General features: G+C 60.7%; 12 protein-coding genes. 11 read left to right on the top strand and 1 reads right to left on the bottom strand.

Features of this window, described 5'->3' with window-relative positions:
- Window positions 1–215: 215 nt before the first annotated feature.
- A complete protein-coding gene (locus OPIT5_13035) occupies window positions 216–1,238 on the bottom strand; it encodes a LacI family transcriptional regulator (GenBank protein ID AHF90995.1) in 1,023 nt (340 codons plus the stop codon).
- Window positions 1,239–1,476: 238 nt separating this feature from the next.
- Here OPIT5_13035 and OPIT5_13030 point away from each other — a divergent pair, with 238 nt between their 5' ends.
- The 11 genes from OPIT5_13030 (at window position 1,477) to OPIT5_12980 (ending at window position 17,659) form a co-directional block, all read left to right on the top strand.
- On the top strand, window positions 1,477–2,292 hold the full coding sequence (locus OPIT5_13030) for a hypothetical protein (protein ID AHF94352.1): 816 nt from the start codon (window positions 1,477–1,479) through the stop codon (window positions 2,290–2,292).
- A 92-nt stretch (window positions 2,293–2,384) separates the two neighbouring features.
- Window positions 2,385–3,098 (top strand): hypothetical protein, encoded by a 714-nt coding sequence (locus OPIT5_13025; protein AHF90994.1) that lies wholly within the window; start codon window positions 2,385–2,387, stop codon window positions 3,096–3,098.
- Between the two features lie 120 nt (window positions 3,099–3,218).
- Entirely contained in the window at window positions 3,219–7,967 is a 4,749-nt protein-coding gene (locus tag OPIT5_13020) for a hypothetical protein (protein ID AHF94351.1), read from the top strand.
- Window positions 7,968–8,009: 42 nt separating this feature from the next.
- Complete coding sequence (locus OPIT5_13015) at window positions 8,010–8,690, top strand: hypothetical protein (GenBank protein ID AHF94350.1); 681 nt, start codon at window positions 8,010–8,012, stop codon at window positions 8,688–8,690.
- 335 nt (window positions 8,691–9,025) lie between these two features.
- Window positions 9,026–9,493, top strand: coding sequence for a hypothetical protein (locus OPIT5_13010; protein AHF94349.1), 468 nt, complete (start codon window positions 9,026–9,028; stop codon window positions 9,491–9,493).
- Between the two features lie 258 nt (window positions 9,494–9,751).
- Window positions 9,752–10,462 carry a hypothetical protein gene (locus OPIT5_13005; protein ID AHF90993.1) on the top strand — a complete coding sequence of 237 codons (711 nt, stop codon included), beginning with the start codon at window positions 9,752–9,754 and terminating at the stop codon, window positions 10,460–10,462.
- Between the two features lie 126 nt (window positions 10,463–10,588).
- Entirely contained in the window at window positions 10,589–11,260 is a 672-nt protein-coding gene (locus OPIT5_13000) for a hypothetical protein (GenBank protein AHF90992.1), read from the top strand.
- Complete coding sequence (locus OPIT5_12995) at window positions 11,257–13,908, top strand: glycoside hydrolase family 10 (GenBank protein AHF90991.1); 2,652 nt, start codon at window positions 11,257–11,259, stop codon at window positions 13,906–13,908. Before OPIT5_13000 ends, OPIT5_12995 begins: the two co-directional genes overlap by 4 nt.
- Window positions 13,909–14,160: 252 nt before the next feature.
- On the top strand, window positions 14,161–15,411 hold the full coding sequence (locus OPIT5_12990) for a transcriptional regulator (protein ID AHF90990.1): 1,251 nt from the start codon (window positions 14,161–14,163) through the stop codon (window positions 15,409–15,411).
- 119 nt (window positions 15,412–15,530) lie between these two features.
- Window positions 15,531–16,784 (top strand): transcriptional regulator, encoded by a 1,254-nt coding sequence (locus tag OPIT5_12985; GenBank protein AHF90989.1) that lies wholly within the window; start codon window positions 15,531–15,533, stop codon window positions 16,782–16,784.
- A gap of 86 nt (window positions 16,785–16,870) precedes the next feature.
- The gene (locus OPIT5_12980; protein AHF90988.1) at window positions 16,871–17,659 is read left to right on the top strand and encodes an N-terminal cleavage protein; all 789 of its coding nucleotides are present in this window, start codon (window positions 16,871–16,873) and stop codon (window positions 17,657–17,659) included.
- Window positions 17,660–17,776: the final 117 nt, after the last annotated feature.

Below are 17,776 nucleotides of genomic sequence, written 5' to 3'. Positions count from 1 at the left end.
TGCAGTTCGTGAGCGGAGACGAACTGAAAACGCTTCGTGAAAGAATGGCCGCATACGGAGCCGAGAACTCCTCTTCCTCCGCGAAATGTGGCGGCACAGGGAAAGGGGCTGGCATTCATTCAGCCGCCAAGCCATCCGGTTCCTCTATTTTTCACCACTGACGGCGCCACACGCCATACCCTGCCAGGGGTGCACATGCCTCCAGCCCTTTCCCTTCAACGCCTCCATCGCACCGTCTTCCCCGGCACCCAGCGCCCGTCAATCAAGACCACTTTCGGCACCGTCGGCAGGCCATGTTCGTTGGCGCTGATCTGCCCCGCCAGCACATCCACCATTGCCGCCCCCGTGTTCTCCCAATCCTGCCGGATACCGGCGATCTCACCCACGTGTTCCGCGTCAATGTCGAGACTCGCATACATCACCTCCTCCGGCACTCGCACCCCCGCCTCGTGCAAAAATTTCAACGACTGGTTCGGAAACGTGCCAATGATCGCATCCGGACGTTTCGTCCTCAACCACTCCCCGAAATCCTCGTCCGCGTCATATCCCGAAAGGATATGGACCGGCAACAAATCCCCGCCAAACAACTGCTGGCTCATCAAAAAACCGGCCCACCAGTAATGCCTCACCTGCTCGTCGTCGATTTTTGTAATTGAAAGTGCGATACGCCGGCATCCCAGCGATCTCAGTTTCTGGTAGCACAATTTAACCCCCTCCACATGATTGTTTGCCACCTGGTGCAGCCGTTGCTGCCGGAATCCATACCCGATCGACACCACCGGCCTTGCCTCCCAGTCCAGCAGCAGTCCGGGCGAGTCTCCGACCGCCGTGAGGATCATCGCCCCACGCACCGCCCGCGCCCGCAGCACCCGCGAGACCTGCCGCGCATTCGCCCCTTGATACCCCATCCAGAAATGCTCCAGCCGATACCCCAGCCGCCCCGCCTGTCTCTCCGCCCCCTTCACGCACTCCCGCACATTGAGCAACTTCCGCCACCCATCCTCCGTCCGCTCCGCCGACAAGTAGGCCAGCACCTCTCCGCGCACCGGCGCCGGCTTGCCCTGCCTGATGCGCGACATCAACGCGCTCACCAGCGCGTTGGCATGGTAGCCATGCCTTTCCGCCGCCTCCCGCACCCGCTGCCGCATCGCCTCGGAAATACGGGGATTGTTGTTCAACGCCAGCGTCACTGTCGTATGGCTGACACCCAGAATCCGGGCGAGATCTCGTGAGTTCATCTATTTGCCGATTGGGATGTTATGAGAAATGCATGGGCATGGATGATGGCAACAGGTTTACATGGCAACCATTTCTTTCCCTGCCTTTGGGAAACATGTCCATAAGGTGATTCTCGATTCGCCGTCTCACCCGCGCCCAAACCCGCACCGCTCCCCTGCCTGACTCGGTTACGCACATATCCATCCCCCCCGCCAACCCGCAATGAACATCATGAATTCGCAACCATCCCGAGGCTCCATGAGCCTTGTCACCATCGTCCTGGGTCTCCTGCTGACCGCTCTCCCTGCCATCGCTCAAACCGCACTTGCACACTGGACATTCGCCACCGGCACCGCCGCCGATCTCACCGCCGGCGGGCACACCCTCGCGGCGCTCGGTTCGGGAGCGATCAGCCATTCGTCCGACTCCGGTGGATACGTTTCACTTCCGAACAACGCCCTCCTCGTCAGCACCAGTATCAACAGTAACGATACTCCAGACCTCGGCTCCGCCGCCACCTTCATCATCACCATGCGCTATGATGAACCCTCTCCCGGCGGCACGTTCAACTGGGGCATCTTCAACAACACCACCTCCGCCGGCACCGACTGGCAGCACGCCACTCTCGTTGGCATGAACAGCGGCATCCGCGAAGGCGTTTACACCAAAAACGGCGTCAACGAGGCCTTTCCCAACACCGCCAGTGTCCCCGACGTCGGCGACTGGTTCACTCTCGTCGCCATCTACGACTCCGCACGCAACAACGGACGCCTCGATCTCTTCCTCAACGGCGCCTACGTCCAGACGGCCACCGGCATCACTCTCAACGCCTTCCAGGCTTTCGGCATCGGCAGAATCAAGGAGGGCGCCGGCGTCTCCATGTCGTTCGCCGACGTCCAAATTTACGACAGCGCTCTCAACGAAGCCACCGCCGTCTCCCTCGGCAACGCCGCACTCGCCTCCACCGCCGTTCCCGAACCACAAACCGCTGTCATTTTGCTCGGAGTTGCCGCCACACTCTCTGTTGTCTTCGCCCGGACCTGCGGAAGAAACCGGCCATGGGGTCGTTCCTAAAAGGTCTGTATTACTCTTTCGGTCTCGCCGGGCGCAGCCCCCTTTGGGCGTCCTGCTCATTTTTCCTGATCCTCTCCGTTCCCTCCTTCCCCATGGCAATACATACCCGATTCCCGTCTGCAACGGCATCGCGCGCCACTCCGATCAACCGGCGTGGTTTTACCCTGATCGAACTTCTCACCGTCATTGCGATCATCGGTGTTCTTGCCGCTATCCTCATCCCTACTGTCGGTGCCGTCCGTAAAAGCGCTCAGGCCGCCTCCTGCATCAGCAACCTCCGCCAAATCGGTGTCGCCATGGTCATGCACGCCCAGGCCAACAGGGACAAACTGCCCGTCGCATGGGGCGGAGACACCACCATCTGGAACGAAAAAATGTGGCAGTGGCAGCTCCAGCCCTACCTCGAAAACAAGCAAAATCAGACCAACGCAATCGATGCTGTCTTCGGCGGCATCTTCCGCTGCCCCGGCAAAACCAACTTCAACATCGATGGCCCTACGGATCGCGAAAAAAATTCCTACGCGATGAATGCCTTCAGCAACGGCGGGGACACCACAACGCAGCGCACCCTTTCCTCCCTCGGCCAGCCCACCATCACCCTCCTCGTGTCCGACAGCAACACCGCGACCTGCCATCTCCGCAACGCGAACTATCTCTACGACAACGCCGCCGACATCGCCCTCTGGCATAAGGGAAAAAACAACATGCTCTTCGCCGACGGCCACGTCGAAGCCCTCCCCAAAGACAGCGTGAACTACTACCTCATGAAAACCGCCGACCCCGACGACGACTCCATCCGCCCCTGAACCATCTCCTCCCCCGGAGGAATAAAAAATCCGCTCCAAAGAACAACCCGCCCAACCCCTTCAACAACTCCCCACTCCATCATGAACCCACAACCCTGCCGTCCTCCCCAATCCCGCCTCATGGCAATTGCCACGAGCCTGCTGTTAACCGTGCTCACCGCCGTAACCGCCGTCGCCCAGACGCCCGCCCCCCTCGCCCACTGGACCTTCGCCACCGGCACCTCCGTCGATCTGACCGCCAGCGGCCACACCTTTGTCCCCAACTGGGATGGACATCTGACCTATTCGACCGACAACGGCGGCTACATCTCCATCACGCAACACGGAGAACTCTTTGCCACCAGCATCAACAGCACCGCCCTGCCGGGTCTGCGCGACAACATCACTCTCCTCGTCGCCCTGCGGTATGATCAGGCCCCGGGAGCCCTCCAGTATTTCAACTGGGGCCTGACCAATGCCACCACATCAGCCGACTGGGCGCAGATGGCCCTGGTCAGCATGCAGTCCACCACGTATGAAGCCGCCTATCTTTGGTCGGGTTCCCCTGTGGCTGACCAGATGTTGAATTATTCGCCAGGCGCCCCCCTGCCTGTCGGCACCTGGTCCACCGTGGCACTTGTTCTCTCATCAGAGCAGGGAGGACAGAGGCGGCTCGATACCTTCGTAAATGGCAATTACGTCAGTTCGACGACGTCCAACGGAACATTACAGGCATTCCAGGCCCTTGCCCTCGGCAAACTCAAAGCCAGCAGCGGCCTCGCCATGTCGTTTGCCGATGTGCAACTCTATGACTCCGCGCTGGACGGCACCCAGATCAAAACCCTCTCCGACGCCGCCCTCGCCACCATCAACGGCACCACCCCGCCCACCCCCACCCCCGACTCAATCGATACCACGATAATCCCCATCATCGTGGAATACGTCGGCTCCACTCTTAACGGAAATTTCGAAATCGGAAACGCCATCATCGGCAATGCCTACTGGGGAAGGAATCCGTCGATGCCCCTCATCACCAACCCTGCCTCCACCGCGGCAGGCGTGGCGAAGAGCGGGAACAATATGATGGCCATCAACGCGTCGGGCGTCGAATGGAACATCGCCGACCTCTCCACCTCCCCCGACGACCAACTCCCCCGCCCCGGAGACGTGGTTGGCGGCGGCTACTGGCTCTATGTCCCCGCCAACGCCGACCTGACCCAAGGCGCGCCCTACGCTTATTTCATTCAGAGGAAAACCGGCGACACCGTGGTCGCCACCGGCGCAACCTTCCCGGTTTCCAATCTGGTCAAAGGCCGGTGGAACCACATCCCCATGAACCCCGTGGCCGGCGCCACCATTCCCGACTTCGACAGCCCTGCAAATGCCGTCGGCATCATGGTCAACGCCCCGGCGGGAGCCGACTACTCCGCCCCTTGGTATATCGACGACATTCGCGTGGGTCGCATCCCTACCGGCTACTTCTTCGCCTCCGCCACCCACTTGCTCGACGCAAACGACAATCCAATCGCCGCTCCCGCAGCCGACGATACGGAAATCCACGTGCGCGCCATCGTGCAAAACAGCTCAAGCGCCACCGACGTGCCCGCCTGGCTCGTGCTCAAACTCTACGAACAAGGCGTCCTCAAAAACACCATCGTGGAGCAGATGACGATCAACGGAAAAGGCGCTGCCGGCATCTCCAACACCACCGCCACCCTGAGCGCCTCGCTTGCCGGCCTGGACAAAGCAAAACTCACCGCCCGGCTCTTTCTCTATGCCGACTCCGCTCAGACCACCCTCCTCGCCAACCCCTTCAGCCTTGTCCAGCAGACGCGCGCCTTCCCCCCCTCGTCACTGGAAATCAACTACACCGGTCGCTGGTCTTCCGACGGGGCGGCCCTCCGCGGCGACTGGATTCGCCCCTACCTCAAGGTCAACGTCACCCACACCTCCTCGGTGAAAATCAACCTCCTCCAAGCCGCCAGCCTCAGCGTGCTGCTCGACGGCGTCCGCACCGACTACAACAACGTCAGCGGCCTGGTCACCATCGCTGCCAACCTCTCGCTCGACGACACCCACACCCTCCGCATCGCCGCCCTCACCCTCGACGACCGGATACTCTTCGACTCCCTCGTGCTCGACGACACCGGCGCGCTCGCCGCCCCCGCCGTCAATCCCAACCTCATCGAATTCATCGGCGACTCCATCACCGCCTGGAACAACGGCTATTCCTGGCTCGTCCCCGAGCAACTCGGCGTGGAAAGCACCCGCATCGCCTGGCCCGGCATCGCCCTCCGCGACGGACGCGGCTACTACACCCTGCCCGCCGGCGTCTTTGTCCGCTCCGGCATGGAGTCCGCCTGGTTCCAGAAAGGCATGCCCGGCTACGGCACCGGCGGCGCATGGGATTTCACCGCCGCCCCCCATCCCAACCTCATCGTGATCAACCTCGGCACCAACGACTTTGCCCAGATCACCGGCAACGCCCCGGAAGTCACCGCCTTCCGGACCGCCTATCAGACCTTCCTTCAGCAAGTCCGCGCCACGCATCCCTCCGCCGGGATCTTCGTGATGCGCCCCGTCAGCATCCCCGCCGCCGACGTCCAGACCGCCATCCGCGACGCCGCCCAGGCCCGCATCGATGCCGGCGACACCAAAATCCATTATGTGGATACCACATCCTGGAACGTCGCCATCGGCAGTGACAACATCCACCCCAACGAAGCCGGCCACGCCACTCTCACGGAAAACCTGGTGACGCTGCTGACACCCTACCTCGGCTCCACTCCCCCGCCCGATCCTGACCCCGAACCGACCCCGCTCGCCCTCCACTGGACCTTCGAGACCGGCACCTCCGCCGACCTCACCACCGGCGGTCATACCCTCACGGCGCTCGGTTCCGGAACGGCAACCCACTCCTCCGATTCCGGCGGCTACGTCTCTCTCCCCGCCAACGCCCTGCTTCTCGACACCGCCATCAACAGCACGGCCCTCCCCTCCCTCGGCTCCGCCGCCACCTTCATCATCACCCTGCGTTACGACGCGGCCCCTCCCGGCGGCACCTTCAACTGGGGACTCTTCAACAACAGCACATTCGTCGGGACGGACTGGCCTCACGCCACCTTGGTCGGCATGAACACCGGCACCCAGGAAGCCGTTTACATGAAAAACGGCACCCCGGAGGCTTTTGTGAGCGGGTCCAATGCCAAACCGGCGGTCGGCGAATGGTTTACCGTCGTGGCCATCTACAATTCGGCCAAGAACGGCGGTCAACTGGACATGTTCATCAACGGCGCCTACGTGTCATCGGCGGCCTTTGCATCTCTGAACAACTTCCAAGCCTTTGGCCTTGGCCGGATAAAGGCAGGAGCCGGTGTCGCCATGTCGTTCGCCGACGTGCAGATTTATGACAGCGCGCTGGACGAGACAACCGCCCTCGCCCTCGGCAATGCCGCCCTCGCCACCACCACCGACACCCCGCCGCCGCTTACCTCGCTGGAGACTTGGCGGCAGGATCAATTCGGCACCACTGACAACGCCGGAGAAGCCGCCGACTCCGCCGATCCCGACGGCGACGGCCTGCCCAACCTCCTCGAATACGCCCTCGGCCTCGACCCACTTCTGAGCGACAGCGCCGGGGCCGTCACCATCGGCAAAAGCACGGATAGCCAGCGCCTCGCTCTGACCTTCACCCGTATCGCCGATCCTGATCTCACCTACACGGTGGAAGCGACTGATGATCTGGTTTCCGGCCAGTGGATACCAGTCTTTACCAGCACGGGTGCTGAAAACGTCGCCGGTTACTACACCGCCGTGGACACTGAACTCATCTCCAATCATGCCCGCAGGTTTTTACGGCTCGCCGTCAGTTCGTCCGCTTCATTCTCTCAATATATTACGTCATCCCTTGTCGGTCTTGTGAAAATAATATGCAAGGCGAACTCGGACACCTTGCTCGGTGTCCCATTGGAGAAAAGTGCCTCTTTCTCCGGTCTTACAGAGACATTTGGGGGAATTACAGACGGAATCGCTACGATTGGGGTTCCCGGTAATCCTGCTTGGCCAAACGATATTTTTGCCGCTTCCCATTATATCCGATTCAAAACAGGCCCCTTGGCAGGCAAATACTTTACCGTAACGGAAAATTCATCAAACAGCCTCAAGTTTATTACGCTGGGTGAAATTATTTCCGACGATATTGTCGCCTCTCAATTTGATCTGATCGGATACTGGACATTGGATGAACTATTCCCTCCGGCCACGCAAACAACTTTTGTAGTGTCAGCCGGTACTCTGGGCATTCAGAGGCGTTCCGAATTGCTCCTGCCCGATTATACCGGCTCCGGAAGTAACCTGCCGCCCAAACAACAATATTTTATCACAGCGGCCGGCGGATGGCGCAGCACAGACGCAGGCTTTCCCGAAGCTGGCTCCCGGATACTCTTGCCTGACGTCTGTTTCATTATCCGCCATCCTGCCACGGTCAGCAGCGACACAGTGATGGAATCGCTCGCCAGTGTTAATCTCCATCCAATTTCCATTTTTCTGTCATCTCTTGCGGATAACAAGCAGGACACTTGGCTGTTTATACAGCGGCCGATGGAGTTGCGTCTCGACCAACTCGGGTTGGAAAACGCCTTCGTTCCCAGCAACGGTACCCTTGGCCTACAGCGTAGGGACGAAGTTCTCGTTTTCGACAACGAGGCAGCATCGCTCAACAAGGCTCCTTCCAGATCATTTTTTAGGACAGGTAACAATTGGGTGGAAAGCACATCGGGATTCCCTGTCTCCAACGATTACATAATCCCGGTTGGCGCGGGGCTGGTGATCCGAAAATATCCGACAACAGACGGAGGTGTTTCTTATTTCACCAACAATCCATTATATTGATGTCAGAATAACCAAAACAACAAAATAGATATGAATAAAACAATGATCATGTTGAATAAAACCACGAAGCTCTTCCTGATTATATGTGCAAGCGCAGGCATGTCACTTGCGAATATTGCCATAGATTTTCAGATTGAGACATTCGATGCATCCGGCGCGCCGGTGGCTCTTGGTGTGATCGGTGTCTTGGTCGTCGATACCACTGGGGCGGGTTTCGCCCAAGACGAGGCGCTTGTCGGGTCCACTTTCTCGACCGGCTCCACTTTTGGCGCGGACAATGTATATATTCTCAATACTTACACCGCTGTTGATCTGGGCGGGGTAAACGGTTTTGGAGGAACTTTGAGCACATATTCATATTCCGATATTCCTGGTCTTAATGTTGGTGACCTGCTGGCATTCTACTGGTTTCCGACCGTTACGGATGCAGGTTCCATCGTCACATCAGGCTTAAACTACGGTTTTTTTCGCTCGGATGCAATAGTTGATAATTCTATGATGGCGTGGGTGGCCCCTGCCGATACTGGCGGTCTCTACAGCCTTTATGCATTTTCCATTCCGACAGGGGGCTCGTCGCCTGTCGAGCAACTGAGCGCCACCCTCACAACAGGGAACATCCCCGAGCCCGTCACCTATGCCGCGCTCTTCGGCGCATGCGCGATCTGCCTCGCTTTCTGGCGACGCCGCCACAAAGCGGCGCTCCGCTCAGGTAACGGCCAATGATATACGCCACAGCACCTCTCATTATGCACCGAGGAAAAAAGACCGCCGACTCCGTCCATTCCAAGGCGCATAACGCTCCGATATCAGCCTCTCGCTGAACCGTCCTCCCCCTCATCCCAATAATCGAATCATCCGTATTGAAAAAAGACGCACCCGCATCCGGTGCGCCTTCATTGTATCCACCCGGCAATGGCCGGATCATCATGCTGAATGTCACAACTATATAGATACAGTTTGTATCGAAAACATGGCTATCTGGTTTTACAGACCAAATCGACACCCGCCAAAGTGCCGTCCTCACCTCGTCAGTCCACCCAAACATTACATCAAAAACCATGAAAACATTCCTCAAAATCCTGGCGTTCTCGTTGCTTGCTCCGCTTGCATGCCATTCCGCTACGATCTATATCGACTTCGGATCATCTGCCAACCCGACAACCGTACCTGGCTGGAACAACATCACCGTCCCCGGAGGGGGCTCCAATGTCCCGCTCATCGACAGCACCGGCGCCGCGACTCCGCTCACCCTTAGTTGCACTGCATTCGGAGACGCCAATCCCTCATCGGGAACAGCCAACCCCACCGGCGATGCCGCCTATCCGTCCACGGCCACGCAGGACAACCTTTTCGCCTGCGCCGTTGCCGGCGGCAGCTTTCAGAGCCCGCAAGCCTCGGTCCCCCTTACCATCAAAAGGTCTCAGCTCCGGCGAACTGTACGTGCCGACGGCCACGTTGAAGCCCTGCCCCAAAATGGTGTGAATTATTACCTCATGAAATGGCCCGACAACACCCTTCGCCCATGACCAGGAAACCGTCCTTGCTGGCCGCCTCCGCAAACCAAAAAGCGCCCGATTCCAAAAGCGAGTCTCCTCCGTCCCCTGATTGCCGCCCCTCTCTCTTCACCGCCAAACTGATCACCTTACAAGAGGGGCCTCGCAGCAGGTTTACATGGCAACCATTTCTTTCCCTGCCTTTCTAAAACCCGCCTGTAAGGTAACCCCAATTCACTTCTCCATTCGAATCCGGCTTTTTCCCCGTCCACCCAAACTCTGCTTCTTCCCATGGCAACGCATATCCAATTCCCGCCCATCACCAACATATGCCAATCCTCTATCCGGCGTGGATTCACCCTCATTGAGCTGCTCACCGTCATCGCCATCATCGGCATCCTCGCCGCCATCCTCATTCCCACGGTTGGTGAAGTTCGCAAAAGCGGTCGCGCCGCCGTTTGCAAAAGCAACCTGCGCCAAATCGGTGTCGCCATGTCGCTTTACGCGGAGGCCAACAAGGGATTTTTTCCGCCGCCACGCGCATCAGGCGGCGATTGGTACAATGATGTCTGGATGACCGCCCTCCAGCCTTACATGGAAAACAAAAAACCGGCGGTCAGCGATTTTAACGGGAAAATATCCGCGATTTATGGCGGCGTTTTTCACGATCCTGGCAAAGGCAATTATAACATGGACGGCCCCGGCGACATCCCGCGTCTCTCCTACAGCATGAACTGCTTTGGCGATAACGACACCGATATCTCAACAGCCCGAAGCATCACCCAATTCACGCGCCCCAGCATCACCGCCCTCGTCGTCGATTCAAACACCGGCACTGTATTCATTCGCAACTACGCCTACATGTATCGGGATTTCCAGGCACTCTGGCACAAAGGACGCGACAACGTCTTGTTCGTGGACGGTCATGTCGAAGCAATCCCGAAAGACGGCCTCAACTACTATCTGCTTAAAACCGGGGATAACGAAGAGCGGGCGTTCTAAGCCGGGAATCAAAACAGCCGCGCCCAATCCTTCCTCGCAATCCGAATACGCATTTCTCTCTCCATGAATACCACCGCACTCATTAACGCATCCGCAATGCTTGTCGCACTTTTGGTTACTCTGCCATTGCCCTCACTCACCGCCCAAACGCTCGTCAAAGAGAACTTCGATTCCCTGCCCGTTGGCCACGTAGCTTCCGGCCGCTACCCGCACATCATTCCGTGGGAAGGTCCGTCTGAACGCGAATTCGGCCGCATCGAGATCACCGATCAATTCCCCGGCTCCGAGTCCACCGCCACCGGAAAAGATCGCCTCAACGTGATCGCCATCCACGACAACTCTCCGGCCCTTAACAAAAGTTCGAGTCTGGTATTCCCCTGGAAAGACAAGGCCCCAACCTCCGGACGCCTGACTCTCTCCTGGGAGTTTCTGGTTCCCGTCGAGCCGCCCTTCCTCGGCATTCACTTCCTCGGCGGCTCCTGGGACAGCTCGGCCGCCGCCGTCCTTCTTGCCGATGGCAAAATCATCCTCCACGCCAACAAAGGCGACACCACCCGCCTCACGGTGGGAGCTTACCAACCCGGCAAATGGCACGCTCTCAAGGCAGAACTCGACATCACCGCCCGCACCCTCGACCTTTGGCTTGACGGCAAAAAAGTCGCCAACGCCGTTCCCTGGCTCGCCTCCGCGCCCAAGTCCATCGACCGCCTTTCCACCGTCGCCGACTTCGCCCCGGTTGACCGCCATGGCGCCGCCATCCTCTTCCTCGACAACATCGATGTCACCGCCGTCCCGTGAAATTTTCACATCCCCCGCTTCGCCTCGTCTCCCTTGCGGCTCTGACCGCGCTCGCCTGTATCGTTGATCCCGTTGCATCGCACGCGGCAAATCCGCCAGGAACCCGGCCACCGTCCGCCATTCGCAAAATCCGCACCGGCCAGCCCGTGGAAGTTTACGCTCCCGGCGAATCCCTGAAATGGAGAATCACGCTGGTCAATCCCTCCACGACAACTCCCTTGAGCGGTTCCCGTCTGGTCTGGACAGTCTCCGCCTGGCCGCAAGCGAACCCGTCCGATACACCCGCTCCCTCCGGAGAAATCCCCGTCCCTGCAATCCCACCTGGCGACAACGCCGTCATCAACCTCGATCACACGCCATCCGCCCTTGGCTGGCACGAAGTCGCCCTCGAACTCCGCGACACCAGCGACGCCCTGATCGACCGCCAGACGCGCACCTTTTCCGTCGGCCACACTCCGCGCAGCACCGGCCGGCACTTCCGCTACGGCCTCTGCTCCCACATGCGCCGCCACATCGGCACGCCCCTCTTCGAAAAAGAAGCCGCCCTCGCCGACCGCCTCGGTATCGATATTATCCGCACCGAACTCGCCGGCTGGGAAAGCACCCAGCCCTCCGAGGGACAATGGAACTGGAAAGCCGCCGACCAAGTCCTCGACACCCTCACCCCGCTCGGCATCGAAATCCAGCCCATCTTCGCCTACACCACCCGCTGGGCCTCCACCGGCGACCCCAACGCCAAGGACTGGAACGACTGGAACAAAACCGCCCCCCGCCTCACCCCGTGGCACACTTACGTCCGCACCGTCATGGAACGCTACGGCGAGCGCGCCCGCTATTGGGAAATCTGGAACGAGCCCGACATCAGCTTCTGGCGCGCCACCACCGAACAGTATATCGAGCTTTTTAACACAAGCTCCGCCCTCATCAAAAAAGCCTCCCCGCGCGCCCAGGTCCTCAACGGCGGCCTCGCCATGGTCAAGCGCCAGCCCAATCCCGACTTCGTCCAAACGTTTGTCGCCAGGGCCGACAAGTCCAACTGGGACGTTTTTGCGTATCATGATTACCATACCTTTGCCCAGTTCCTCACCCGCCGGGCCGAAGTCGGCGAGCACCTGGCAAACCTCTCTCCCGACATGCCGCTCTGGATCAACGAAGGCGGGCACCACACCCTTCTCGCCGGTGGAGAACATGAGCAGGCTCTCACCCTCGTGAAAAAGCTCACGACCTCGCCCGCGCAGGGCATCTCCGCCTACTTCTGGTACAACCTCCGCGACGACGGCCTCGATCCGCGCGAACCCGAACACCACTTCGGCCTGACGCGCTACGACGGCCAGCCCAAACCCGCCTGGTCCGCCTACCAAAACCTCATCCGCGAACTCGGCTCCGCCCGCTACCACAGCTCCCTTCCCGCCGCCGAGCTTCCTCCCGGCACGTGGGCGCACCTTTACGAACGGACGGACTCCCCGGCCGGCCAACACGCCTCGCACGTCCTTGTCCTCTGGCAGGAAGGTTCCAGCCGAAACGTCCCGGTCTGGCTCGGCACGGACAACTCACAAGCTCGCATAACTCAAGTGCTCAACCTCATGGGCAACCCCCTTCCCGCCTCCATCACCGATCAGGGCGCCGTGATCGACCTCTCCCGTGAGCCCGTTTATGTTCATATAAACCACGACCAGGCTCCACGCCTCGTTATCAAGCCCATCCTCGACGCACCGCCGCTTCTCGTCCTCATCCCCGATGCGCCCTCCCCCCTGCGTATCCAGATATCAAATCCACTCGCTGCCGCCGCCACCGCGCAACTCCGGCTCACCTCCGACCTCCCCGGCCTCACCCTGCCCGCGGACCATCCGCCAATCACCCTCAAGCCCGGTGAAACCGTTCGCCAATCGCTCGACCTGCACCTCGCCCCGGCATCCCCGCCGCCATCATCCAACGACAAGCACCGTCCTGTGCTCAATCTCCACCTTTCCATCCCGGAAGCCGGTCTTGACCTGCCGGCACGCATCCCCCTCGTTCTCGCGAAACAAGTCCCCGCGCTCGCCTCCGGTTCCGGGATCGGAAGCCTCCCTCCCCTCGCCCGGCTCGACCGCCAGACCGACATCTTCAACCTCTACTCCGCCGAGCCCTTGCCCGCCATGCACTGGCACGGCCCCGGCGACCTCAGCGCCACCGCCCGTATCGCCCATGATGGCGCGGCCCTGCACATCGAGGTGGTCGCCCGTGACGATGTCCATCACCAGACCAACATCCGGGAAGAACTCTGGGCCGGGGACAGCCTCCAGATCGGCATCCGGCTGCTTGAAACCGATTCAGGCTACATCGAACTCGGCCTCGCGCTCGGCAACGACGGCAAGACCGGCGGCTGGGTCTTTTCCACCACGCCCGACAGCGCCCTCCCGCTCGGACGCCTGGATCCGCCGGTCAACTACACCGTCTCGCGCGACCAATCCGCCGCCGCCACCTATCGCATCCGCCTGCCGTGGGCCGCGCTCGGCGGCAAGGACGGGAAACCGCCCTCCGACAGCTTCCGCCTCACATTCATCGTGAACGACAATGACGCCAAGGGCCGCAAGCAATGGGTCAAGCTCTCCGACGGCCTCGGCGACCAAAAGACCCCCGATCTCTGGCCTATCTTTGTCTGTCCCTGATGCAACCGCCCTCGGCAAACTTCGACGTCCTCTCACGGCGCGGCGTTCGGCCCCTCGGTGTCGCGCGGGCGCGGGACTCGCTCGAACGAGTCCTCGAGATCGGCCCAGAGAAGACCCAGCCGGACCGCCAGGATCGCATTCGGACGCTTCCACCAGGCCGCCAAGCCCTGGCCGCCCCAATCCAGCTATTGCCGTTGCCTGCAACATCCTCCGCCATCATGCATCGAACCGGCACAATCGGTTTCCCGCGCAATGGACAACGCAACCTCCAACAACTCATCACTCCCCTCCGCCACTCCTGCCGCTTCCAGCTTCGAATGGGAACCACTCATCCGCGCCATCGTCATTGACCGTGAAGGCGGCATTCCGCTGCACGTTCAAATCCGCACGTCCCTCCGCCGCATCCTCCAAACCGTCCCGGCCCACGTCGAAAAACTGCCTGCCGAAAACACGCTGATGACGCTCCTCGGCGTCTCGCAGGCCACCATTCGCACCGCGCTCGACGGCCTCGTCAACGAGGGCCTCATCCTGCGCCGCCGGGCGCTCGGCACCCTCATCACCCGCAACCGCCCGAACACCTTGTCCCCGTTCACCCCGGCATCCGGCCAGGCGCGCATCGCCCCCGCCACGACCCAGGCCGTCTCCCGGATCGCGCTCATTTTTCCCGGCAACGACAATTACTCCAACTCCGCCCACCTCACTGCCATCACCACGCAAGCCAACGCGCGGGGCACCAAAGTCTCCCTCGTCGCCATCACCAGAGGCGACGACTGGCAATCGACCCGGTCCCGCATTGATTTTTCCCCGGCGGAAGGCGGCGTCTTGTTTCTCGGCGGTTTTCCTCCCGCCACGATTCACGACCTCCACAATATTCTCGCCACGCAAGGCTACCGCACCGCGGCCATCGGACTTCCCCTTGAGGGATGCAGTTGCCCCGCCGTCGGCATCGACAATCGCGCCTGCGTCCGCACCGGACTCGAACACCTCCGCGACGCCGGCCACCAGCGCATCGCCTTTCTCGTCGGCGAACCCGAGCAACACCCCGAAGTCGTCGAGCGCGTCCGCCATTTTGAGGAACTCGCCCGGGAGCTCGGCCTCCCCCGCGCCGAAGTCATCCATGGCGGTTGCGTATTCGGGGACGATCCCTCCGAAGTCTCCGGGCGCGCCGTCACCGCCCTCTGGAAACAGCGTGCTCCGAACAAGCGCCCCACCGCCCTTTTTGGCGTTTCCGACGCCTGTGTGGTCGGCGCCCTTTACAGCCTCGCCCACCTCGGAGTCCGGATTCCCGACGATGTTTCCCTGCTCGGGTACGACGGCACCCCGCTCACCCAGGCCGTCCAACCCCGCCTCGCCACCCTCGTCACACCGATGGACACCTCTGCCGCCGCCCTCCTTTCACTGCTCGACGAACCCCGCTCTACCGACGATTCCACTGAATCCCCCCCTCGCCAGATTCTGATTGCCCCTCAATTCCGCCCCGGCCCAAGCCTGAGCAAGTGTTGATCACAGGCACAATTACACCATAACCTACTAACCACAAACTCATTATAAATTAACCCCTATTTTGAGCTTGCGAATAAACCACAAGTTTCGATTCTTCGAAGAATCGAAACTTAGGAACAATGGTTTCATCGAACCTCATCACCCCAGTCACCACCACATCTGCCGCGCCGCGAAAAGCCAGCGGCGGACGAGTGACTGCCAGCGTTTTGAACAAGATGGGAGACCATCGAGAAACCAACAGCCCGGCATGGAATTGGGAAGAAAACCTTCGCTCCATCGTTCTCGACCGCGACAACGGCATCCCCCTCCACGTCCAGCTCCGCGCCTCGCTCCGCCGCGTCATCCGGTCCACCCCTGCACACGTCGAAAAACTCACCCCCGAAAACACCCTCATCGATCTCCTCAACGTCTCGCAGGCCACCGTCCGCCGCGCCCTCGACGGCCTCGTTGAAGAAGGCCTCATCCAGCGCAAACGCGCCCTCGGCACCGTCATCACTCGCCGCCCCGCCAGTGACACCACCCTCAGGAACATCGCCGTCATCGCCCCGAACTTCCCCAGCTATTCCAACTCCGCCCACCTCGCCGCCCTTACCGCCCGGACCAGTGCCCAGGGAGCCACCCTCACCCTGATCTCCTTCAACCGCGGAGACGACTGGCAGACCTGCAAACGCCAGATCTCGTTCGGACCCTCCGAAGGCGGCGTGGTGTTTCTCGGCAACACTCCCCATGCCACCATCGACCTCCACAACCTCCTCGCGCAGGAAGGCTACCGCACCGTCCATATCGGCCCCCCCCTCCCCGGCTGCTCCTGCAACAGCGTCGGCATCTCCAACCCCGCCTTCATCCGCCTCGGGCTCCAGCACCTCACCCGCGCCGGCCACCGCCACATCCTCTTTCTCGTCAGCGAACCCGAGGAAGTCCCCGAAGTCATCGAACGCGTGGCCTGTTTCGAACAGATTTCCCGCGAGCTGGGGCTGGACGTCCCCTCCGAAGCCGAAGTTCTCCACTGCGGCGCCCACGTCTGGGAAAACTCCTCCGAAGCCTCCGCGCACACCATCAAAAATCTCTGGCAACAGCGTCCCGCGAACCGTCGCCCCACCGCCATTTTCGGCATTTCCGACGACGCTGCCGCCGGCGCCCTCTTCGGCCTCTCCCGCCTCGGCGTGCGTGTCCCCGAAGACATCTCGCTCCTCGGCTACGACGGCTCCGAACTCACCCGCATCGTCCAGCCCAAACTCGCCACCCTCGTCACCCCCATGGACAAGTTTGCCGCCGCCGTTCTCCGCCTCCTCAACACCGGCGCCCAGGACCGGCAAATCCTCATCAATCCCGATTTCCGCGAAGGCGAAAGTCTCCGCCCCCGGATGCCCTGACATCTTCCGCCGCTCCCGAAGAACCCTCGCCATTCCCGCGTCTGCCCGACACCTGAAACCCGACACTCGATAACGCCGCAAAATCCATGAACCCCGCAGCTACCTCCGCCCCGATAACCCGCCCCTGCCTGCGCAATGCCCGCACCGCTGCCCGTCCGGCTGCATCCGCCTTCACACTCATCGAACTCCTCACCGTCATCGCCATCATCGGCATTCTCGCCGCCATCATCATTCCGACGGTCAGCAAGGTCCGCGAAAGTGCCCGCAAGGCCGCCAACGCCTCCAACATCCGCCAACTCGCCATCGCCCACATGATGTGCCGGCAGGAGAACAAAGGCGTTTTCCCGGCACGCAAAAGCGGCGACCCCAGGCTCATTCTCAACAGCAACGGCGCGCTCGACAACGTCGGCTATCTCCTCCCCTACCTGTCATTGCAGGAACAATACAACAATCCTTCTTCCCTTACACGGACCCCCGATGTGCTCATGTGCCCATTCTACCAGCGTGATTCCAACGGAAGCTCCGGCGGACTTCAGCACACCATCGCGTATCAGAAAACGCTCATGGCCGGTTACCAGATCAACCTCTACTCTTTCTCTCCTCCCTACAGCGGCTATGCCGAATACCGCGACTCCGATATCCCCGCCCGCCGTGCCATCGTTGCCGACCTGACCCACTGGTGGGACGGATCGCTGGATGGCATCATCAAAAACGACCGCAAGCCATGGGACGGCAAAGGCTTTCATGTCGGCACCTGGAGTGGCAGCGCCCGCTGGATCAAACTGACAGGCAGCAACATCGCCGGCGGTGTCGCTCCCGGCGGCAATCCTCCCTCCGGTGGCCGCTCCCAGTGGGAAGGTCTCGACAATTACTGATCCCGTTTCGCCTCGCTGCTAACCTCCAACACCCGCGCACCTGACCAGCCCTTTCCCCCATCCGGCCCTCCCCGGAAACCCGCAACGCACACCGCACACATCAACCACCATGAACAT

The sequence above is a fragment of the Opitutaceae bacterium TAV5 genome (assembly GCA_000242935.3).
Taxonomy (GTDB): Bacteria; Verrucomicrobiota; Verrucomicrobiia; order Opitutales; family Opitutaceae; genus Geminisphaera.
Note: the sequence above shows the minus strand (reverse complement) of the source record. Positions and strands in the feature narration are given on the sequence as shown.

What these genes read in the sequence shown, in the direction of transcription:
- OPIT5_13005 (AHF90993.1), top strand. Translation starts at nt 9,752, where the DNA reads ATGGCAACGCATATCCAATTCCCGCCCATCACCAACATATGCCAATCC.
- OPIT5_13025 (AHF90994.1), top strand. Translation starts at nt 2,385, where the DNA reads ATGGCAATACATACCCGATTCCCGTCTGCAACGGCATCGCGCGCCACT.
- OPIT5_13030 (AHF94352.1), top strand. Translation starts at nt 1,477, where the DNA reads ATGAGCCTTGTCACCATCGTCCTGGGTCTCCTGCTGACCGCTCTCCCT.
- OPIT5_13010 (AHF94349.1), top strand. Translation starts at nt 9,026, where the DNA reads ATGAAAACATTCCTCAAAATCCTGGCGTTCTCGTTGCTTGCTCCGCTT.
- OPIT5_12980 (AHF90988.1), top strand. Translation starts at nt 16,871, where the DNA reads ATGAACCCCGCAGCTACCTCCGCCCCGATAACCCGCCCCTGCCTGCGC.
- OPIT5_12990 (AHF90990.1), top strand. Translation starts at nt 14,161, where the DNA reads ATGGACAACGCAACCTCCAACAACTCATCACTCCCCTCCGCCACTCCT.
- OPIT5_13015 (AHF94350.1), top strand. Translation starts at nt 8,010, where the DNA reads ATGATCATGTTGAATAAAACCACGAAGCTCTTCCTGATTATATGTGCA.
- OPIT5_13035 (AHF90995.1), bottom strand. Translation starts at nt 1,238, where the DNA reads ATGAACTCACGAGATCTCGCCCGGATTCTGGGTGTCAGCCATACGACA.
- OPIT5_13020 (AHF94351.1), top strand. Translation starts at nt 3,219, where the DNA reads ATGGCAATTGCCACGAGCCTGCTGTTAACCGTGCTCACCGCCGTAACC.
- OPIT5_12985 (AHF90989.1), top strand. Translation starts at nt 15,531, where the DNA reads ATGGTTTCATCGAACCTCATCACCCCAGTCACCACCACATCTGCCGCG.